This window comes from Achromobacter pulmonis (genome assembly GCF_021733725.1).
Taxonomy (GTDB): domain Bacteria; phylum Pseudomonadota; class Gammaproteobacteria; order Burkholderiales; family Burkholderiaceae_B; genus Achromobacter; species Achromobacter pulmonis.
Map to the genome: position 1 here is coordinate 1,718,948 of NZ_JAIFOT010000001.1, position 20,968 is coordinate 1,739,915.

Sequence of the window (20,968 nt, forward strand, 5' to 3'; positions counted from 1 at the left end):
AGCGCGCTGCGCGCTCCATTTCGGCCCACGAATCATCCCAGTCTGGATAACGCCATGTTCGATACCCTGCTGATTGCCAACCGCGGCGAAATCGCCTGCCGCGTCGCCGCCACCGCCCGCCGCCTGGGCATCCGCACCGTCGCCGTCTATTCCGACGCCGACGCCAACGCCCGCCACGTCGCCGCCTGCGATCTCGCCGTGCACATCGGCGGCGCCGAGCCGCGCGCCAGCTATCTGCGCGCCGACGCCATCCTGCAGGCCGCGCGCGATACCGGCGCCGGCGCCATCCACCCCGGCTACGGCTTCCTGTCGGAAAACGAAGCCTTCGCCGAAGCCGCCGAACAGGCCGGCATCGCCTTCGTCGGCCCGCCTGCCTCGGCCATCGCCGCCATGGGCAGCAAGTCCGCCGCCAAGTCGCTGATGGAAAAAGCCGGCGTGCCGCTGGTGCCCGGCTACCACGGCGACAACCAGGACCCGCAATTCCTCAAGGAACAGGCCGACGCCATCGGCTACCCGGTGCTGATCAAGGCCAGCGCCGGCGGCGGCGGCAAGGGCATGCGCGTGGTCGAATCGTCCGGCGCCTTCCTGGACGCGCTGGCCTCGTGCCAGCGCGAAGCCGCCTCCAGCTTCGGCGATGAGCGCGTGCTGATCGAACGCTACCTGCAGAAGCCCCGCCACATCGAGATCCAGGTGTTCGCCGACTCCCACGGCAACTGCGTCTACCTGTTCGAGCGCGACTGCTCGGTGCAGCGCCGCCACCAGAAGGTGATCGAGGAAGCGCCCGCCCCCGGCATGACCGAGGAACGCCGCCGCGCCATGGGCGAGGCGGCGGTGGCCGCGGCGCGCGCCGTGGGGTACGTGGGCGCCGGCACGGTGGAATTCATCGCCGAACCCGACGGCCGCTTCTACTTCATGGAAATGAACACGCGCCTGCAGGTCGAGCACCCGGTCACCGAGATGATTACCGGCCACGACCTGGTCGAATGGCAGCTGCGCGTGGCCGCCGGCCAGCCGCTGCCGGCGCGCCAGGAAGACCTGCGCATCCACGGCCACGCCATCGAGGCCCGCATCTACGCCGAGAACCCCGAGAAGGGCTTCCTGCCGTCCATCGGTACGCTGGCCTACCTGGGCCTGCCGGCCCACGTCGCCTTCGCCAACGGCGACATCCGTGTCGATGGCGGAGTACGCACGGGCGACACCATCACGCCGTTCTACGACCCGATGATCGCCAAACTGATCGTGCACGGGGCCGACCGCGACCAGGCCCGCGCCCGCATGCTGCAGGCGCTGGCGCAGACCCAGGCGGTGGGAGTGCAGACCAACGTCGCCTTCCTGGCGCGCCTGATGCGCGACAGCGCTTTCGCCGCCGCGGACCTCGACACCGGCCTGATCGAACGCCAGCGCGCGACCCTGCTGCCCGAGCCGGCGCCGGCCGACGCCGCCACGCTGGCGCTGGCCACGGCCGCCGTGCTGGCCAGCCAGGGCCAGGCGCAATCGGCGCCGCATGCCGCCGCCGCCCCGGCCGATCCGTGGGCCGCGCGCGACGGCTGGCGCCTCGGCGGCCGCTACCAACGCCAACTGCAATGGATCGACAACGGCGAGACGCGCCACGTCACCGTCGCGCGCCAGGGCGCCGACTGGACACTGGACAGCGGCAACGGCGCCCAGCCCTTCGCCTGGCGCGCCGAAGACAAGCACGGCCCGGCGCGCGTGCTGCGCATCACCCTGGACGGCCGCGAGCGCGCCGGCACCGTGGTGCTGCATGCCGACAAGGCGCACGTCTTCGGCGACGGCGGCGCGCGCGTGCTGGACCTGTACGACCCGCTGGCGCACGCCCAGGACACCCAGGGCGACCACGGCGGCGGCCTGACCGCGCCCATGCCGGGCAAGATCATCTCCATCGCCGTCAAGGCCGGCGACGGCGTCACCAAGGGCCAGCCGCTGCTGGTGATGGAGGCCATGAAGATGGAGCACACCATCTCGGCGCCGGCCGACGGCAAGGTCGAGGAACTGTTCTACGCGGTCGGCGATCAGGTGGCCGAAGGCGCCGAACTGGTGGCGATCGGCGCCTGAAGCCGGCCGCCCCGGGCGGCGCGCAAGACCCCACGGCCGGCGGGCGCTTTAGTTTGGCGTCAGCCGGCTGTTTATAGAATGCGCATTCCGGCGCCATCCGCGCGCCTGCCGCGCGTTCCGCCCCGATGCCCGCCCCCGACTCGCCCAGTCCGCTTCACCGTGCCGCCTTCCTGCACTTCCTGTTCGCGCGCATCGGCGCCTCGCTGGCCTTCCAGATCGTCTCGGTGGCGGTGGGCTGGCAGATCTACGCGCTGTCGGGCAGCGCGCTCGACCTGGGCCTGATCGGCCTGGCGCAGTTCCTGCCGATGGCGGCGCTGACGCTGGTGGTGGGCCACGTCGCCGACCGCTACGACCGCCGCAAGATCGTCGCCGTCTGCATGGCGATCGAAGCGCTGGCCACGCTGCTGCTGGCCGTCGCCGCGCTGCATGGCGTCGGCGGCAAGACGCTGATCTACGCCACCCTCATCATCATGAGCGCGGCCCGCGCTTTCGAGGCGCCCACGCTGACCACCCTGATTCCGGCCATCGTGCCGCGTGAATGGCTGCCGCGCGCCACCGCGCTGTCCTCGTCCGGCGGCCAGATCGCCCAGATCGCCGGCCCGGCGCTGGGCGGCGTCGGCTACGGGCTGGGGGCCGGCTGGATCTATTGCGTGGCGGCGGCGCTGTACCTGTGCGGCTTTGCCTGCATCGCCAGCATGTCGATCGAGCGCGCCCTCCCGCGCAGGGAACCCACGACCTGGCGCACGCTGTTCGCCGGCATCACCTTCATCTTCCAGCGCCGCATCCTGCTGGGCACCCTGTCGCTGGACCTGTTCGCGGTGCTGCTGGGCGGGGCCACCGCGCTGCTGCCGATCTTCGCCAAGGACATCCTGCACGCCGGCCCCTGGGCGCTGGGCGCGCTGCGCGCCGCGCCGGCCTGCGGCGCCATGCTGATGTCGCTGACGCTGGCGCGCCTGAGCCTGGGCGAGCACGTCGGCCGCCTGCTGTTCGGCGCGCTGATCCTGTTCGGCCTGGCCACCACGGTGTTCGGCTTATCCACCTCGATCCCGCTGTCGGTAGGCGCGCTGGTGGTGCTGGGCGCGGCCGATGCCATCAGCGTGGTGGTGCGCTCGTCGCTGGTGCAGCTCAACACCCCCGACCACATGCTGGGCCGCGTCAGCGCGGTCAACACGCTGTTCGTCGGCGCCTCGAACCAGCTGGGGGAATTCGAGTCCGGCGTGATGGCGGCGCTGTTCGGCGCGGTGCCGGCGGTGGTGATCGGCGGCGTCGGCACCATCGCGGTGGCGGGGTTGTGGATGCGCTGGTTCCCGGAGCTGCGCAAGCTGCGTTCGCTGCATCCCGAAACCGAGCCGGCCTGACCCCGGCCGCATCCCCCGGCAAACCGCAATTGTTGCTGGGCGAAATTTTGTTGCAACGCAACTTTACCCCTGCCGCGGCCCTGCCTATCTTGTGACCATGTTCAGCCATCGGGTCCTGCCGCTGCCATGTCTTCACCGGATACAAGCCTTGTTTCTGCGACGAAAAAGGTCTGCCGCGTTCTCGCCAGCCTGTCGAACCGGCGCGTCCAGCGCCTGACCGACATCGCCCACGCGGCGCAGCTGGACGTGTCCACGGCGCTGCGTATCCTGAAAGACCTGGAGGCCGAGGATTTCGTGGAGCGAGACCCGGTCAGCAAGCATTACATGCTCGGTCCGCAGGTCTACGCCATGCATCACGCCATGGTCGACGGCCTCGATCTGCGCGCCCTGGCGCGGCCGGCGCTGATCCGCCTGGCGCGCAAGTTCGGCGACACGGTGATCCTGTCGATACCCACCGGCTGGGAGTCCGTCTGCCTGGACCTGTGCTTCGGCGACTATCCGATCCGCGCCAACTACCTGGAGGTCGGCAGCCGCCGACCGCTCGGCATCGGCGCCGGCAGCCTGGCGCTGCTGGCCGCCATGGACGAGAACGAAACACAGGCGGTGCTGCCGCCGGTGCGCCAGCGGTTGCAGGAACGCTACCCGCGCTATTCCGAGCGCCTGCTGGAACAGATGACGGCGCGCGCCCGCAAGCTCGGCCATGCCATGCTGCTGGACGTGGTGGTGGAAAAGATGGGCGGCCTGGGCGTGGCCGTGCGCGGCCCCAGCGGCCGCGCCATCGCCGCGCTCAGCGTGGCGGCATTGAGCGAGCGCGTTGAATCGCGCGAACAGGAACTGGCCCAGGCGCTGGCCGCCGAAGCCCGCGCCATCGAACGCGCCTGGATGCCCCATGCCTGATATTCAGCACGCCTACCTGCTGGCCGCGGCCACCACGCGCTTCGGCCGCCACGAAGGCCGCTCGGCCCTGGACCTGATGGCCGAGGCCGCCAACGCCGCGCTGGCGCAGGCCGGCCTGCGGCGCGCCGATATCGACGGCGTGCTGTGCGGCTACGCCACCACCTTCCCGCACCTGATGCTGGCCACGCTGCTCAGCGAAAAGCTGGGCCTGGACCCGCACTACGCCCACGGCATGCAGATGGGCGGCGCCACCGGCGCGGCCATGGCGATGCTGGCGCGCGAACTGGTGCGGGCCGGCCGCTGCCACCGGGTGCTGGTGGTGGCCGGCGAGAACCGCCTGACCGGGCAGGCCGTCGATGCCTCGATCCAGACGCTGGCGCAGGTCGGCGAAGCCGACACCGAAGTGCCCAACGGCGCGTCGGTGCCGGCCTACTACGCGCTGCTGGCCAGCGCCTACATGCACCAGACCGGCACCCGGCGCGAAGACCTGGCCGAATTCGCCGCGCTGATGCGGCGCCACGCCGCCAGCCACCCGCATGCGCATTTGAACGAAGCCATCAGTGTGGACCAGGTGCTGGCCTCGCGGCCCATTGCCACGCCGCTGCACCTGCTGGACTGCTGCCCGATCTCGGACGGCGCGGTGGCGCTGGTGGTCGGCGCCGACGAAGGGCCGGTGCGCATCAGCGGCGCCGGGCAGGCGCACCGCCACCAGCACCTGTCGGCGCTGCGCGACATCCTCGACACCGGCGCGGCGCGCGCGCTCAAGTTGGCCTATGCCGACGCCGGCATCGGCCAGGCCCAGGTCGACTACCTGGGCATCTACGATTCCTTCACCATCACGCTGGCCATGCTGCTGGAAGAACTGGGCTTCGCGCCGCGCGGCGGCGCGGGCGGACGCGCGCGCCGCGGCCACTTCGATGCGGCCGGGCCGCTGCCGCTGAATACGCACGGAGGCCTGCTGTCGTTCGGGCATTCCGGCGTGGCGGGCGGCATGGCGCACGTGGCCGAGGCCTGGACGCAACTGGCGGGACAGGCGGGCGCGCGGCAGCGCGGCGCGCCGCGCTGCGCGCTGGTGCATGCGGACGGCGGCGTGCTGTCCGCCCACGTCAGCCTGGTGCTGCAAGCGGAGACCGCACGATGACGCCACATGACCCACTCGACCTGCAGCGCTGCGAAGACTGCGGCGCCTGGTGGGCCCTGCGCCCCTACGCCTGCGCCCATTGCGGCGGCGCCAACCTGGCATGGCAACGCAGCGGCGGCGTTGGCCAAGTGCTGGCGCGCACCGAGATCCACCGCGCGCCCGACGCCTTCTGGCGCGCGCACGTGCCGTATGTGCTGGTGCTGGTGCGCCTGCAAGAGGGCGCGGTGCTGATGGGCCATGCCGACGCCGGCATCGCCATCGGCCAACAGGTCCAGGGCCGCGCGATCACGATCGACGGCCGCGCACTGCTCGGTTTCGAGGCGCGCCGGCCGCCTTGAAGCGCCGCCGGCAACACCATCCCAAAGCAGAACAACCTATCCGCACGACGGAGGAGACAATCATGCGCGCAATCGCAGCATGCCGCACGGCCCTGGCCGCGCTTTCCCTGGTGGCAGCCGCCGCCTCGGCCGCCCAGGACTGGCCCGCCAAACCCATCACCCTGGTGGTGCCGTACCCGCCGGGCGGCCCCACCGATATCGTGGCCCGCGTGGTCGCGCAGGGCCTGGGCGAAGAACTGAAGCAGACCATCATCGTCGACAACCGTTCCGGCGCCGGCGGCAACATCGGCGCCGACATGGTGGCCAAGGCCACGCCCGACGGCTATACGCTGCTGCTGGCGACGACGGCCCACGCCATCAACATGTCGCTGTTCAAGAACCTGAACTACGACACCCGCAAAAGCTTCGCGCCGGTGTCGCTGCTGACCGCCGGCCCGCTGGTGATCGTGGCGCGGCCGGACTTGCCGGCCGCCAACGTGGGCGAGTTGATCGCGCTGGCCAAATCGACGCCGGGCAAACTGACCTTCGCCTCATCGGGCAATGGCCAGTCCACGCACCTGGCGGCGGAACTGTTCGACGCCATGGCCGGCGTGCGCATGGTGCACGTGCCATATCGCGGCAGCGCGCCGGCGCTGACCGACGTCATGGGCGGCCAGGCCGATGTCATGTTCGACACCATGCTGTCGTCGATGCCCTACGTCAAGGGCGGCAAGCTCAAGGCGCTGGCCGTGACCGGCGCCAGCCGCTCGCCGGCCGCGCCCGATGTGCCCACCGTGGCCGAGGCCGGGCTGCCCGGCTACGAAGCCACCGCCTGGAACGGGCTGCTGGCGCCGGCCGGCACGCCGGCCGCGGTGGTGCAACGCCTGAGCAGCGCCTTGCAGAACGTACTGGGCCGCCCCGACATCCAGCAGAAATTCGCGGCCCAGGGCTTTGCCTCGCAATGGAAGACACCCGCCGACACGGCGCGCTTCCTCGATAGCGAGGTCAAGAAATGGGCCGGCGTGGTCAAGACTTCCGGCGCCACGGTCAACTGACCCGGCGCGCCCGCCTTCATCCTATCCAGGGGAGTTCCATGGCTTCTGTACCCGCCGGCGACGCCGGCCTCGCGCGCCTGCTCGATCCGGCCTCGATCGCGATCGTCGGCGCCTCCGACAATCCGGACAAGATCGGCGGCCGGCCCATCCACTACATGCGGCGCCACGGCTATGCGGGCACGCTGTACCCGATCAACCCGCAACGCGCCGAAGTGCAGGGCGAGCGCGCCTGGCCCAGCCTGGCCGCGCTGCCGGTGGCGCCGGACCTGGCGATCGTGGCGGTGGCGGGCGAGCAGGCGGTGCGGGCGGTGGATGACTGCGCCGCGCTGGGCGTGGCGGCGGCCATCGTCATCTCGGCCGGCTTCTCGGAAACCGGCGAGGCCGGCCGCGCCCTGCAGGATGCGATGACCGCGCGCGCCCGCGCCGCCGGCATGCGCATCGTCGGCCCCAACTCGCAAGGGTTGGCCAACTTCGGCAACGGCGCCATCGCCAGCTTTTCCACCATGTTCCTGGAAGTGGCGCCGGGCGACGGGCCGGTAGCGGTCATCAGCCAGAGCGGCGGCATGTGCGCCATGGTCTACGGCCTGCTGCGCCAGCGCGGCATCGGCGTGCGCCATGTGCACGCCACCGGCAACGAGGCCGACGTGTCGGTGGCCGAGCTGGCCTGCGCGACCCTGCGCGATCCGCAAGTCGGCTGCGTGTTGCTGTACCTGGAATCGCTGCGCGAAGCCGGGCCGCTGGCCGACGCGGCGGCGCTGGCGCGAGCGCGCGGCGTGCCGCTGATCGTGGTGAAGTCGGGCCGCTCCGAGGCCGGCGCCCGCGCGGCCGCCTCGCATACCGGCGCGCTGGCCAACGAAGACCGCGCCGTCGACGCCTTCTTCGAACACCACGGCATCCTGCGGGCGCGCGATCCGCAGGAACTGGTGCGCTACGCCGAATTGGCCCTGCGCGCCCCCTTGCCGCAAGGGCCGCGCGTGGTGGTGGTCAGCAACTCCGGCGCCAGCTGCGTGTTGGCCTCGGACGCCGCCGCCGAGCGTGGCCTGGAGATCGCGCCGCTGGCCGATGCCACCCAGCAGGCGCTGGCCGACCGGCTGCCCGGCTATGCCACCACGGTGAACCCGGTGGACATCACCGCCGCGCTGCTGTCGAACAACGGCCTGTTTGGCCAGGTGCTGCCGGTGATCGGCAGCGACCCGGCGGCCGACATGTTCCTGCTGGACATCCCGGTGGCGGGGCGCGGCTACGACGTCGCTTCGTTCGCAACGGATGCGGCCAATTTTGCGCGGGCGGCGTCCAAGCCGGTGGCGGTGGTGGCCTGGCAGGACAACGTAGCGGCCACCTTCCGCGCGCACGGCCTGCCGGTGTACGCCGACGAGATCCAGGCGATGGATGCGCTGTTGGCGCTGTTGCGGCTGCGCCGCTTGCGCGAGCGCGACGGCGGGGCCCCCGCATCGCACGGCGTCGTGGCGGCCGATCCGGCGCCGGAGGCGGCCGGCGGCTTCCTGTCCGAAGCGGCCAGTCTTGCGCTGCTGGCCGGCAACGGGCTGGCGGTGATCGAACATGCCGTCTGCCACACGGCCGACGAGGCCGTGGCCGCGTGGCGCCGGATTGGCGCGCCGGTGGCCTTGAAGGCCTGCTCGGCGCAATTGCCACACAAATCCGAGCACGGACTGGTGGCGCTGGGCCTGGACGACGACGCGTCGCTGCGCGCGGCGTTTTCCCATCAGGCCCAAACCTTGGGTAAGCTGGGTGTTCGCGACGGCGCCTGGCTGGTGGCGCGGATGCACCGCGGCCTGCACGAATGCGCCTTGGGCGCGCGCGTCGATCCGGTGCTGGGGCCGGTTGTCATGATCGGCAGCGGCGGCAAGTACGTCGAGGCGCTGCGCGACGTGGCGGTGCTGATGCCGCCGTTCGATGCCGCGCAGGTGGTCGAGAAACTGCGCGGCCTGCGCATCGGCGCGCTGCTGCAAGGGGTACGGGGCGATCCGCCAGCCGACGTCGAGGCGCTGGCGCGGCAGGCCGTGGCGTTGGGCGAATACGCGCGGGCGGCCGGTCCGCGGCTGGCGTCGATCGACATCAACCCGGTGATGGTCGGCGCCGAGGGGCAAGGCGCGGTGGCGGTGGATGCGCTGGTGGAACTGCATCCCGCCAACGCGCGCGAGGCGGCCTGATGCCGCCCGTATGCAAACAAAGGAGACGCACCGATGTTTGAAGACCTGAAGTCCAAGACCGCGCTGGTCACCGGCGCCTACAGCGGCCTGGGCCGCCATTTCGCGCTGCGGCTGGCCGAGGCCGGCGCGCGCGTGGCCTTGTGCGGCCGCAGGACCGAATTGGGCGAGGCGCTGGCGCAGGAGATCCGCGCCGGTGGCGGCCAGGCCTGCGTCGCGGGCATGGACGTCACCCATCCCGACAGCGTGCAGGCCGCGTTCGCGCAGGCGCAGCAGGCGCTGGGCCCGGTGGACATCGTCGTCAACAACGCCGGCATCGCCATGACGCGCCCGGCGCTGGAGATCAGCGAGGACGAATGGACCGGCCTGATCGACGTCAACCTGAACGGCGCGTGGCGCGTGGCCCAATGCGCCGCGCGCCACTTCCACGGCCACGGCCGGCCCGGCGCCATCATCAACATCGCCTCGATCCTGGGCCAGCGCGTGGCCTCGCACGTGGCCGCCTACACCGCCGCCAAGGCCGGCCTGCTGCACCTGACCCGCGCGCTGGCGCTGGAATGGGCGCGCCATGGCATCCGCGTGAACGCGCTGGCGCCCGGCTACATCGGCACCGACCTCAATCGCGATTTCTTCGCCACGCCCGCCGGCGAGGCCCTGGTCAAACGCATCCCGCAGCGCCGCCTGGGCACGCCGCAAGACCTGGACGGCCCCTTGCTGCTGCTGGCCTCCGACGCCTCGGCCTACATGACGGGCGCCGTCATCGACGTGGACGGCGGCCACCTGGCCAGCTCGCTCTGAACCTGCATCCCCATCCGGAGACCCCGCCATGGATTTTTCGCTGCCCCCTGAACTGGAAGACTACCGCCAGCGCGTGCGCGCCTTCGTCGACCGCGAGCTGATTCCGCTGGAAGCCGACCGCGCCAACTACGACGCCCACGAGAACATCGACGAAGCCCTGCTGGACCGCGTGCGCGCCAAGGCCCGCGAGGCCGGCCTGTGGGCCTTGCAGATGCCGCGCCAGCGCGGCGGCCAGGGCCTGCCGATGGTGGGCCTGGCCGCCTGCTACGAAGAAATGAACCGTTCCATCTTCGGCCCGGCCGCCTTCAACGCCGCCGCCCCCGACGACGGCAACATGCGCGTGCTGGCGCAGGTGGCGCGGCCCGACCAGCAGGACCGCTGGCTGCAACCCATCATCGACGGCAAGGTGCGCTCGTCCTTCGTTATGACCGAACCCAATCCGGGCAGCGGCTCGGACCCATCGATGATGCGCACCACCGCCACCCGCCAGGGCGACAAATGGCTGATCCATGGCCGCAAGTGGTTCATCACCGGCGCCGGCGCGGCGCAACACTTCATCCTGATCGCGCGCACCTCGGACGATACGCGCAAGGGCCTGTCGGCCTTTCTGTTCGACGCCGGCCAGCCCGGCTGGCGCATCGTGCGCCGCATTCCCATCATGGGCCCCGAAGAACACGGCGGCCATTGCGAACTGGAATTCGACGGCCTGGAGATCCCCGACGAGAACCGCCTGATGGACGTGGGCGACGGCCTCAAGCTGACGCAGATCCGCCTGGGCCCGGCGCGCCTGACGCACTGCATGCGCTGGCTGGGCCTGGCGCGGCGCGCCATGGCGGTGGCGGTGGACTATGTCGGCGAACGCAGCAGCTTCGGCCAGAAGCTGGCCGACCGCGAGGGCGTGCAGTGGCTGCTGGGCGACGCCGCCATGCAGATCGAGATCGGCCGCCTGCTCACCATGCGCGCCGCCGCGCGGCTGGACCAGGGCGACTTCGCGCGCAAGGAAATCTCCATGGCCAAGATCGTGGTGTCGGAAACCCTGCACAAGGTGGTCGACACTGCCTTGCAGCTGAACGGCGCACGCGGCTATTCCAAGGACACACCGCTGGAATGGATCTACCGTTACGCGCGCCAGGCGCGGCTGGTGGATGGCGCCTCCGAAGTGCACAAGATGGTGTTGGCGCGCTACCTGATGGACCAGGGCGACGCGTTCTGGCATTGGGACGACGCGGACGCCCCGCGCAAGGCGCTGGTATGAACGCGCCCGACCATGCGCCGAACGCCGCCCCTGAATGGCTGCCCGCGCTGGCCGCCTACCTGTCGGCCCAAGGCCTGGGCAGCGCCGACGGCCTGCGCGCGCGGGCGCTGACGGGCGGCCAGTCCAACCCGACCTACCTGCTGCAAGACGCCAGCGGCGCGCGCGTGCTGCGCAAGCAGCCGCCCGGCACGCTGCTGCCGTCCGCCCACGCCATCGACCGCGAATACCGCGTCATGGCCGCGCTGGCCGGCACCGCCGTGCCCGTGCCGGCCATGCTGCACTACTGCGCCGATCCGGCCATCATCGGCACGCCGTTCTACCTGATGGGCTACGCCCGCGGCCGGGTCTTCATGGACCCCGCGCTACCCGGCCTGGCGCCCGCCGAACGCGCCGCGTTGTACGCCGAAACCGGCCGCGTGCTGGCCGCGCTGCATGCGGTGGAACCGGCCACCGTCGGCCTGGCGGACTACGGCAAGGCCGGCGACTACTTCGCGCGGCAGGTAGCGCGCTGGACCCGCCAGTACCGCGACACCGAGACCACCGCCATCGCCGCCATGGACGCGCTGATCGACTGGTTGCCGCAACACCTGCCGCATGACGACCAGACCCGCCTGGTGCACGGCGACTACCGCATCGACAACCTGGTGTTCGCGCCCGACGCACCGCGCGCCATCGCGCTGCTGGACTGGGAGTTGTCCACGCTGGGTCACCCCCTGGCGGACCTGGCCTATCACTGCATGTGCTGGCGCATCCCGCCGGCCCTGTGGCGCGGCATCGCCGGCCTGGACCTGGCGGCGCTGGGCATTCCCGACGAAGCCGCGTTCGTGCACGCCTATTGCGACACGCGCGGCATCACGCCGCCAGCCAACTGGGATTTCTACCTGGCCTACAGCTTCTTTCGCATCGCCGCGATCCTGCAGGGCGTGTATGCCCGCGCCCGCGCCGGCAACGCCGCCGCCACTGACGCGCTGGAAATGGGCGCGCGCGTCGCGCCGCTGGCGGCGCTGGGCTGGCAGGCCGCGCAACGGGAATCCGCACGCCTGGCCGCCGCCGGCCGATAGGAGCGCATCATGACCGCATCGCCCCCCGACGCGCTGCCGCGCAACGCCGCCAATCACCAGCCGCTGACACCGCTGGGCTTTCTGCAATGGGCCGCGGCCGTCTACCCGGAGCGCGCCGCGCTGCTGCACGGCGACCGTAGCCAAAGCTGGCGCGCGACCTACGCGCGCTGCCGGCAGATGGCCGCGGCGCTCACCGCCTGGGGCGTGCGCCGAGGCGAGGTGGTGGCGGTGCTGGCGCCGAACACGCCGGCCCTGTACGAAGCGCATTTTGGCGTGCCGATGGCCGGCGCGGTGCTGAACGCGCTCAACACCCGGCTGGACGCGCGCACCCTGGCATTCATCCTGCAACACGGCGGCGCCACCGTGCTGCTGTACGACAGCGAATACGCGCCCCTGGTGCGCGAGGTGCTGGCCCACCTGCCGACCCCGCCGCGCACCGTGCGCATCGAGGACAGCGAGTACGCCTGCCCCCACGGCGACCTAGGCGATGCGCAATACGAAGCCTGGCTCGCCGCGCAACCGCCCGACGCGCCCTGGGAAGGGCCGCGGGACGAATGGGACAACCTCTGCCTGAACTACACCTCGGGCACCACCGGCAACCCCAAAGGCGTGCTCTATCACCATCGCGGCGCCTACCTGAACGCCAGCGGCAACGTGCTGGCCTGCGGCATGCCGCCGCACGCGGTCTACCTGTGGACCCTGCCCATGTTCCACTGCAACGGCTGGTGCTTCCCGTGGACCATGGCGGCGCTGGCCGGCACCAACGTCTGCCTGCGGCGCGTGGAGCCGGCGGCCATCTTCGAGGCCATCCGCCGCCACCAGGTCGGCTTCTTCTGCGCCGCCCCCGTGGTGCTGAACATGCTGGTCAACGCCCCGGCCGACGTCCGCCATCGCGCCACCCATCGCGTGCAGGCCATGACCGGCGGCGCCGCGCCGCCCGCCGCCATCATCGAAGCGATGGAACAGCTGGGCGTGGGCGTCACGCACCTGTACGGCTTGACCGAAACCTATGGCCCGTCGATCAGCTGCGCCTGGCACGAGGAATGGGACGGCCTGCCGCTGGCCGAGCGCGCCGCGCTCAAGGCGCGCATCGGCGTGCGCAAGCTCAACGTCGAAGCGGTGCAAGTGATGGACGCCGACCTGCAACCGGTGCCGGCCGACGGCGCCACGCTGGGCGAGATCATGCTGCGCGGCAATACGCTGATGAAGGGCTACCTGCACAACCCCGACGCCACCGCCGACGCCTTCGCCGGCGGCTGGTTCCATTCCGGCGACCTGGCCGTGGTGCATCCCGACGGCTACATCGAGATCAAGGACCGCGCCAAGGACATCATCATCTCGGGCGGCGAAAACATCTCGACCGTGGAAATCGAAAGCGTGCTGTACCGCCACCCCGACGTGCTGGAAGCCGCCGTGGTGGCGCGGCCCGACGCGGTATGGGGCGAAACCCCATGCGCCTTCGTCACGCTGAAAGAGGGCGCGTCGCGCAGCGCCGACGACCTGATCGCCTACTGCCGCGAACACCTGGCGCGCTTCAAGACGCCGCGCACCGTGGTGTTCGGCGCCCTGCCCAAGACCTCGACCGGCAAGATCCAGAAATTCGTGCTGCGCGAGCAGGCGGCGGCATTGGGGCGCGGCGAGCCTCCCGCATGAGGCACGGGGCCCGGCGGCCCAGCCCGCCTGGCCCCGTAACGGCGCGGGCACAACGCGCTAGTCGCATTGATACATGACACGCGCCAGATCGAACCGGCGCGCCGCGATATCCTGTTCGCGCATCAGGACATAGTAGGCGCCGGGCTGCGGAATGCCGGCATGCGGGTCCGCGCCGATCTGCAGCACCAGCCGCCATTCGTGCGCGCCGGGCAGCAAGGCCTGCGCCGCCTGGCTCTTCCAGGCCGCATGGCCGCCGCAATCCAGGCCGTGCGACACCAGTTGGCAGGTCGCCTGCATGCCGTTCTGCAACGATTGCGGATAGCCGCCAAGCTGATGGTTGTCGCGGCCGTCCATGTCCGGCGTGCCGAACCGCGAGCGCCAATCCTGGTAGCTTTCGTAGCTATCCTCATCGTCGAACGCAAATGCATCCCAGCCTGCGTCATCGACGCCGATCGGCGTCAGCACCGTGCGCGCCGAGACCGGGGCCGCTCGGAACACGCAGGTCCACTCGTCATCCGACAGCGAGGCCAACGCCCGCGGCACCGGCGCCCGTTGCAGCGCCGCCGCCGGCGTGGTGTCCCACAGCACCCGCCAGCCCACCGAGGCGGCGGGGGTGAAACTCTCGGCCTGCTCCAGGAAATCGTAGAACACCAGCAGCCGGCCCTCGCGCGGCAATGCGGCGTCGAATCCCGGTTCGCGCGACAGCGTGACCAGGTCGAACTGTCCCAGGAACGTCAACGGGAAGGTCGTCTCCACCGCATCCGCCCGGGCGCGGGCATCGGCGCTGAAGCGCTCGCCTTGCGCCGGCGTCATCCACGACCCTTGCTTCTTCGACTCCGCCAGCAGGCGGTCGGCCTCCCTTCGATGCCCCGCCGCGCGCTCGGCCGCATCCGGATAGGCGGGCCGCGTCGGCCAGGCCATGCCGGGCGGCAGGTCGGGGCGCCCGCCGATCTTGCTGGCGCCCAACGGAATCGCCGCCTCGTCGGCGGCGGCGGTCGCCAGCACCAGCGCGGGACGTGCCTGCGCCAGCAAACGCGCAACTACATCGGCCGGCAGATCAATGTCGTCCAGCGATCGGCGCAGGGCGTCCAGATCCGAAGGGAGCGGGGTGATATCCATCATCGGCGAATCCTCCTTGGGTGGGCCGCGCCGCGGCGCGGGCAACGGGCATGCCGTTCAACAGCCCCATTCTAGGACGGCGGCATGACATGCCCCTTCGCCCCTCCCGGCCGGCGCATCATCGGCCACCCATACCTACCTACGTCTATCTATTGACGCGCAAAAGCCGTCGATATCATGGGCACATGGAAGGGCATTGCCTGCCGCGATGCCCGTGATCCGCATCAGGAGCTGCCCCATGTCCCATCACCTGTCCAGTGAAGAAGCCGCGGCCTTCGAGAAAGACGGATTCCTCATCGTCCACGAATTGTTCGACCGTGACGCGGTCGCCTCGATGCGGACCGCCATCGACACGGTCATCGCCGGCGCGCCCGACCTGCGCCAGATCGCCGAACTCGAACCCGGCGATGCGCGCATCATCCGCCGCATCTGGCAGCCCTCGAAAAAGCACGAGGCCTTCCGCCGCATCCAGGAAGACGCGCGCCTGCTCGACCGCCTGGAATCGCTGATCGGGCCCGACATCGTGTTCCACCACAGCAAGCTCAACATGAAGGGGCCACGCATCGGCTCGCCAGTGGAATGGCACCAGGACTTCTCGTACTACCCGCACACCAATTCCAAGCTGGTGGCCTGCCTGACCTACCTGGACGACGCCACCGAGGACAACGGCTGTCTGCGGCTGCTGGCCGGTTCGCACAAGGCCAACGTCTACGATCACACCGAAGACGGCGCCTTTCGCGGCAAGGTCAGCCCCGCCAACCTGCCGTCGGGCTGCCAGGAAGTGGTGGCCGCCGGCAAGGCCGGCACGGTCGTGTTCCTGCACTGCAAAGTGCTGCACCGCTCCGACGCCAACCATTCCGACCAGTACCGCCGCGTCTTCATCCCGGCCTATCGCGCCGCCGACGCGCTGCCGATCTACTTCGGCCCGCACGCCGCGCACAACGAACCCGACGTCTATCTGCTGCGCGGCCGCCACCGCGCCGAGGTGACGCTGGAAGGCGGGCGCTACCCGCTGCCGATCGCGGCCAAGGCGTTCAACTCGCTGTACGCGCTGCAGCAGGGCGAGCACCTGCTCAAGGAAGAACTGCACACCCGCGCCAGCGGCTACGCCACCCACGCCTGATGCGCGTCAGCGTCCAAGGAGACTGGCGTGAAACCGCATATCCTGGTGCTCAACCGCTGGCCGCAGCATCGCGGCGGCCCGAAGTGGGACCACGAGCTGTGCCGCTATGACGAGATCATCCCGCCGCACTGCGATGTCTCGTACCTGTGCGACGCGGAAGGCACGATCGGACTGCCGGCCTCGGTCGATGGCGCGCGCGTGCGGGTGGCGGACGACATCGGCAACGCCGCCGAAGCGGCCTCGCACGCGGCGCGCCTGGCGGCCCGCCATGGCCCCATCACGCACGTGTTCGCCGGTTCCGAATACCTGCTGGACACGGCGGCGGCGATCCGCGCGCGGCTCGGCATCGCCGGCCATACGCCCGAACAGGCTGACCGCTTCCGCGACAAGACCATCATGAAGCGCATCCTGCACACCGCCGGCCTGCGCGTGCCACGTTGGCACGCCTGTACGGACGCCGCCCAGCTCACCGAACAGGCCCGCGAACTGGGCTTTCCGCTGATCATCAAGCCGGTGCGTGGCGCCTCCAGCAAAGGCGTGCGGCGGATCGACTCGCCGGATGAACTGGCCGCCTTCCTGCGTGCCACGGACCCGGCCGGCCACGAAGTCGAGGAGTTCATCGACGGCGACATCCTGCACGTCGACGGCGTCATCGACCAGGCGGGCGATTGCCCCTTCCTCTGCGTCAGCCGCTACATCTCGTCCTGCCTGGGCTTCGAGACCGGCGGCCAGCCACTGGGCTCGGTAATCCAGCACGACACGCCGCTGGCCACGGATTGCAAGGCCTTCGCGCTGGCCTGCCTGAACGCGCTGGAACTGCGCGGCTCGGCCTTCCACCTGGAACTGTTCCACCGCGACGGCGAACTGGTATTCCTGGAGGTGGGCGCGCGCGTGCCGGGCGCCGACGTGCCCTACACCATCCACCGCGCCTACGGCGTCAACCTGTTCCAACTGTGGGTCGAGGTGATGCTGGGCCAGCCCGCGCGCCCACGCGCGGCCGCCGCGCCGAAGGCGGCCGGCTGGATCACCTTTCCGCGGCCCCGCCCGCTGCCGCGCAAGGTGGTATCGGCCAACTCGCTGGTCGGCGTCGTGCCCGGCGTGTATCGCGAGCTGATCCCGGCGCCCGAGCAATACCTGAAGGACACCGGCGGCGGCTACACGCACATGCAAGGCGGCCGCTTCCTGGTCGAAGGGGAAGACGAAAGCCAGGTGCTGGCCGCCCTGGACGCCATCAAGCAGCGCTACGTACTGAAGACCCTGCCCGCCTGAGCGCCGCTCCGGCAACCACCTTTGGGAGATTTGAATGGACACGCTTTCTCATGCTGAACTGCTTGCCAAGCCTTGCGTGGTGTTCGCCGAAGGCTGCTTCGGACTGTTCACCAGCAAGGTCGCCGCCTCGTTCCTGCGCTATCGCCCGGAAAACTGCCTGGCCGTTATCGACAGCACGCAGGCGGGCAAGCGGGTACAGGACGTGATCGGCTGGGGCGGCGACATCCCCATCGTCAAGGACATCGAAAGCGCGCTGGCGCTCAAGCCCGAGGTGCTGGTGATCGGCAAGGGCCTGCATTCGGCGCAGTTGCCGCCGGAGTGGAAGGCGCCCATCAAGACCGCCATGCTCAACGGCCTGCACATCATCAACTGCATCCACTTCCGGCTGCGCTCCGATCCCGACCTGGCGCGCGCCGCCGACCAGACCGGCATCACCATCTGGGAAACCAAGGAACCGGTGCCGCTGGAACTGAACAAGGCGCGCGTGCTGGAACTGTCGTGCTTCGTGGCGCATACCTGTGGCAGTGATTCCAACATCGGCAAGAAGACCACCGCCCTGGAAATCACCCGCGAAGCCACGCGCCGCGGCATCGCCACGGGCTTCGCCGCCACCGGCCAAAGCGGCATGATGATCTCGGGCACCGGCATCGTGGTGGACTGCATCCCCAGCGACTTCGTCGCCGGCGCAGCCGAAAAAGCGGTGCTGGACGCGGCCGAGGGCAACGACTGGGTGGTGCTGGAAGGGCAGGGGTCGCTCAACCACATCGGCGCCAGCGGCATCGCCCTGGCCCTGCTGCACGGCGGCCTGCCGCATGCGCTGGTGTTCTGCCACCGCCTCGGGCTGGAACGCACCAAGGTCTGGAACACGCCGCTGCGGCCCATCCCCGAACTGATCCGCCTGAACGAGCAACTGACCGTGTTCGAACGCCCCGCCAAGGTGGTGGCCATCAGCGTCAACAGCGCCGGTTTCAGCGACGCCGACTACCGCGCGCAGGTCAAGCAGCTTGAGGACGAAACCGGCCTGCCGGTGGTGGATCCGTGCCGCGAAGGCGCCGGCATCCTGGTCGATGCGCTGCAGGCCTATCAGCGCAGCTTGCAGCAGCGCGAACAGCTGGCCGAGGCCTGACCATGAAGGAAGCCGTGCTGCTCCTGATGCACCAGGGCAATTCCTTCACCGCCGAGCTGCATGAGCGGCTGGCCGCGCGCGGCATCGCGCTGGTCGCCATCAGCTCGCGGCCGGCGGACATGGCGGTGCTGGAGCGCAACCAGCCGCTGCTGGACGCCTGGGTGGTGGGCGCAGGCCCCGAGCTGTCCGACGCCGACGTGCGCGCGGGCGTGGCGCAACTGGCGCAGCGCGGCTACCGCTTCCTGGCCGCCATTGCCACCTTCGAAGGCTACCGCCTGTTCATGGCGGACCTGAACCACGCTTTCGGCGCGCCCGACGTGCCGCGCGTGGCGCTGGAACGGGCGCTGCACAAGCATCGCTGCCGCGAGTTCCTGCTGATGCAGGGCCTGAGCGCCGCCACCTGCCGCCTGATCCCGGCCGGCAGCGGCGCCGATGCCGCCGGCCTGGATCCGCAGCGCAAATGGTTCATCAAGCCGGTGCGCGGCGCGGCCTCGTTCGGCTGCTTCATCCTGGAAAACCGCGACGACTTGACCGACGTGCCGGCGATGCAGGCGCAGATGCTCAAGGACGGCAAGCTGGCGGCGATCTTCATGGGCCGCTATGACTTCTTCGCCGAGGAATACATCGAAGGCCCGGAGTTCAGCTACGAGATCGTGGCGGCGGCAGGCCGGCCGCGCGTTCTCTGCGTGCATGAAAAGGCGCGGGTCGAACGCCTGCCGCGCACCACCCTGGAAAGCATGTCGATATCGCCGCCGCTCTCGCTGCCGGTGGACACGCTGCGCGAAGGCGAACGCTTCGTGGCCGAATGCCTGACGCGCATGGGGCTGGGCGAGGGCGCCTACCACGTCGAAATGAAGTACTGGCAGGCTCGGCGGCGCTGGGAAATCATCGAGATCAACCCACGCATGGGCGGCAGCCTGATCAACGCCAGCACCACGCGCGCCACCGGCGCATCCATCCTCGACCTGTGGCTGCGGACGCTGCTGGCGCGCGCGCCGGACGACATCGCCGCCTTCCATGCGCAGGCCGACGCCGTGGCGCAGCTCGATCGCCTGGACCGCGACGACGACCGCCGCGCGGTCGTTTTCATCAGCAAGTACGGCAAGAAGGGGGCCACTGTGGATTCCATCGACTACGACACCAGCGGGCATTCGCCGGACCTGCTGGAATTCCATGTCAAACCCGGCACGCGGCTGGAGGACTCCGACCGCGCCATCTGCGTCATGGACGCGCTGTGGCAGGTCGACCGCGCCGCGCTGGCGGACGCCGTTGAATCCATCGACCGCGAATCGGACGAGAACTTCCGCATCACCTACCAGGCCGCCCAGGGCGTGTGACCCGCAAGCGCCATCGCACCCTCCCACCCTCGCAGAGGCACGATCCATGACCGAAGCACTGCTGGCGCCGCAGGACCTGACCCATCCCGCCTTCGATGTCCACCTGGGCGGCAAGCTGGAAATCCGCGGCCGCGTCGCCATCGAGTCGCGCGAAGACCTGGCGCGTGCCTACACGCCGGGCTTTGCCTACGTGGCCGCCGCGATCCAGCGCGACCCCGCGCTGCTGGCGCGTTACACCATGCGCCAGAACACCGTGGCCATTGTCACCGACGGCACGGCGGTTTCCGGCATCGGCGACGTCGGCCCCAAGGCCGCTCTGCCGGTCATGGAGGGCAAGGCGCTGGTGTTCAAGCGCTTCGCCGGCATCAACGCGATCCCGATCTGCCTGGACACCAAGCACAGTGGCGAGATCATCGACACGGTGCGGCGCATCGCGCCGGGCTTCGGCGCCATCATGCTGGAAGACATCTCGGCGCCGCGCTGCTTCGAGATCGAAGACGCGCTGCACCGCGAATTGCAGATTCCCGTGCTGCACGACGACCAGCATGCCACCGCGATTTCGGCCGGCGCGGCGCTGATCAACGCCCTCAAACGCGTCGGCAAGCGGCTGGACCAGATCAAGGTGGTGATGGTGGGCGCGGGCGCCGCCGGCACCGGCTGCGCCAAGATCTTCCTGGCCCTGGGCGTGCAGCGGCTGATCGCCTGCGACCGCGCCGGCGCCATCCACCGCAAGCGCACCGACCTGAACCCGGCCAAGGCCTGGTTCGCCGCGCATACCAACCCGCTGCAGGAAAGCGGCAGCCTGGGCGAAGTCATGGCCGGCGCCGACGTATTCCTGGGCGTCTCCGGCCCCGGCGTCATCACGGTGGCGGACGTGGCGCGCATGGCGCGCGACCCGATCCTGTTCGCGCTGGCCAACCCCACCCCCGAGATCCTGCCCAGCGAAGTGGCCGGCCTGGCCGCCATCGTCGCCACCGGCCGCAGCGACCTGCCCAACCAGATCGACGGCGGCCTGGCGTATCCGGGACTGTTCAAGGGCATCCTGGACAGCGGCGCGCCGCGTTTCACCGATGCGATGAAGTGCGCGGCGGTCTACGCCCTGGCCGGATTGGTCGACGCCGCCGAGCTGGACGCCGGCCGCATCATTCCCGACATCTTCGACGAACTGGTGATGCCGTCGGTGGCGGCCGCGGTGGCCGCCGCCGCGTGACCCTCGGC

At 70.3% G+C, this 20,968-nt stretch carries 17 protein-coding genes; 16 read left to right on the top strand and 1 reads right to left on the bottom strand.

Going from position 1 to position 20,968, the window contains the following annotated elements:
* The first annotated feature begins 54 nt into the window (after positions 1-54).
* The 11 genes from K2W61_RS07945 to K2W61_RS07995 all read left to right on the top strand — a co-directional run bounded on the left by K2W61_RS07945 (position 55) and on the right by K2W61_RS07995 (position 13,776).
* Positions 55-2,073 (top strand): acetyl/propionyl/methylcrotonyl-CoA carboxylase subunit alpha, encoded by a 2,019-nt coding sequence (locus tag K2W61_RS07945; protein WP_175141830.1) that lies wholly within the window; start codon positions 55-57, stop codon positions 2,071-2,073.
* A 125-nt stretch (positions 2,074-2,198) separates the two neighbouring features.
* Positions 2,199-3,431: an MFS transporter gene (locus tag K2W61_RS07950; protein WP_175134280.1), complete on the top strand. Its 1,233-nt coding sequence runs from the start codon at positions 2,199-2,201 to the stop codon at positions 3,429-3,431.
* Between the two features lie 126 nt (positions 3,432-3,557).
* Positions 3,558-4,328: an IclR family transcriptional regulator gene (locus tag K2W61_RS07955; protein WP_175141829.1), complete on the top strand. Its 771-nt coding sequence runs from the start codon at positions 3,558-3,560 to the stop codon at positions 4,326-4,328.
* On the top strand, positions 4,321-5,469 hold the full coding sequence (locus K2W61_RS07960) for a thiolase family protein (protein WP_175141828.1): 1,149 nt from the start codon (positions 4,321-4,323) through the stop codon (positions 5,467-5,469). The genes K2W61_RS07955 and K2W61_RS07960 overlap by 8 nt, the downstream gene beginning before the upstream one ends.
* The gene (locus K2W61_RS07965; protein ID WP_175134283.1) at positions 5,466-5,807 is read left to right on the top strand and encodes a Zn-ribbon domain-containing OB-fold protein; all 342 of its coding nucleotides are present in this window, start codon (positions 5,466-5,468) and stop codon (positions 5,805-5,807) included. The genes K2W61_RS07960 and K2W61_RS07965 overlap by 4 nt, the downstream gene beginning before the upstream one ends.
* 62 nt (positions 5,808-5,869) lie before the next feature.
* Positions 5,870-6,841, top strand: coding sequence for a tripartite tricarboxylate transporter substrate binding protein (locus K2W61_RS07970; protein ID WP_175134284.1), 972 nt, complete (start codon positions 5,870-5,872; stop codon positions 6,839-6,841).
* A 38-nt stretch (positions 6,842-6,879) separates the two neighbouring features.
* Positions 6,880-9,012, top strand: a complete 2,133-nt coding sequence (locus tag K2W61_RS07975) for an acetate--CoA ligase family protein (protein WP_236755380.1) — start codon at positions 6,880-6,882, stop codon at positions 9,010-9,012.
* A 33-nt stretch (positions 9,013-9,045) separates the two neighbouring features.
* Complete coding sequence (locus K2W61_RS07980) at positions 9,046-9,807, top strand: SDR family NAD(P)-dependent oxidoreductase (protein ID WP_175134286.1); 762 nt, start codon at positions 9,046-9,048, stop codon at positions 9,805-9,807.
* 28 nt (positions 9,808-9,835) lie between these two features.
* The gene (locus K2W61_RS07985) at positions 9,836-11,062 is read left to right on the top strand and encodes an acyl-CoA dehydrogenase family protein (RefSeq protein ID WP_236755381.1); all 1,227 of its coding nucleotides are present in this window, start codon (positions 9,836-9,838) and stop codon (positions 11,060-11,062) included.
* Positions 11,059-12,123, top strand: coding sequence for a phosphotransferase family protein (locus tag K2W61_RS07990; protein WP_236755382.1), 1,065 nt, complete (start codon positions 11,059-11,061; stop codon positions 12,121-12,123). Before K2W61_RS07985 ends, K2W61_RS07990 begins: the two co-directional genes overlap by 4 nt.
* A 9-nt stretch (positions 12,124-12,132) precedes the next feature.
* Entirely contained in the window at positions 12,133-13,776 is a 1,644-nt protein-coding gene (locus tag K2W61_RS07995) for an acyl-CoA synthetase (protein WP_236755383.1), read from the top strand.
* 57 nt (positions 13,777-13,833) lie between these two features.
* Here K2W61_RS07995 and K2W61_RS08000 read toward each other — a convergent pair whose 3' ends face one another.
* Complete coding sequence (locus K2W61_RS08000; protein WP_236755384.1) at positions 13,834-14,898, bottom strand: YwqG family protein; 1,065 nt, start codon at positions 14,896-14,898, stop codon at positions 13,834-13,836.
* 235 nt (positions 14,899-15,133) lie between these two features.
* Between K2W61_RS08000 and K2W61_RS08005 the strand changes: the two genes are divergently transcribed.
* Genes K2W61_RS08005 through K2W61_RS08025 form a run of 5 tightly spaced genes read left to right on the top strand, consistent with a single transcriptional unit; the run spans position 15,134 to position 20,960 of the window.
* Positions 15,134-16,018 carry a phytanoyl-CoA dioxygenase family protein gene (locus K2W61_RS08005; RefSeq protein WP_175134291.1) on the top strand — a complete coding sequence of 295 codons (885 nt, stop codon included), beginning with the start codon at positions 15,134-15,136 and terminating at the stop codon, positions 16,016-16,018.
* 27 nt (positions 16,019-16,045) lie between these two features.
* Positions 16,046-17,287, top strand: coding sequence for an ATP-grasp domain-containing protein (locus K2W61_RS08010; RefSeq protein WP_236755385.1), 1,242 nt, complete (start codon positions 16,046-16,048; stop codon positions 17,285-17,287).
* Positions 17,288-17,321: 34 nt separating this feature from the next.
* Positions 17,322-18,413: an N-acetyltransferase DgcN family protein gene (locus tag K2W61_RS08015; protein ID WP_236755386.1), complete on the top strand. Its 1,092-nt coding sequence runs from the start codon at positions 17,322-17,324 to the stop codon at positions 18,411-18,413.
* A gap of 2 nt (positions 18,414-18,415) precedes the next feature.
* The gene (locus K2W61_RS08020; RefSeq protein ID WP_175134294.1) at positions 18,416-19,750 is read left to right on the top strand and encodes an ATP-grasp domain-containing protein; all 1,335 of its coding nucleotides are present in this window, start codon (positions 18,416-18,418) and stop codon (positions 19,748-19,750) included.
* Between the two features lie 46 nt (positions 19,751-19,796).
* On the top strand, positions 19,797-20,960 hold the full coding sequence (locus tag K2W61_RS08025) for an NAD(P)-dependent malic enzyme (protein ID WP_175134295.1): 1,164 nt from the start codon (positions 19,797-19,799) through the stop codon (positions 20,958-20,960).
* Positions 20,961-20,968 lie beyond the last annotated feature (8 nt).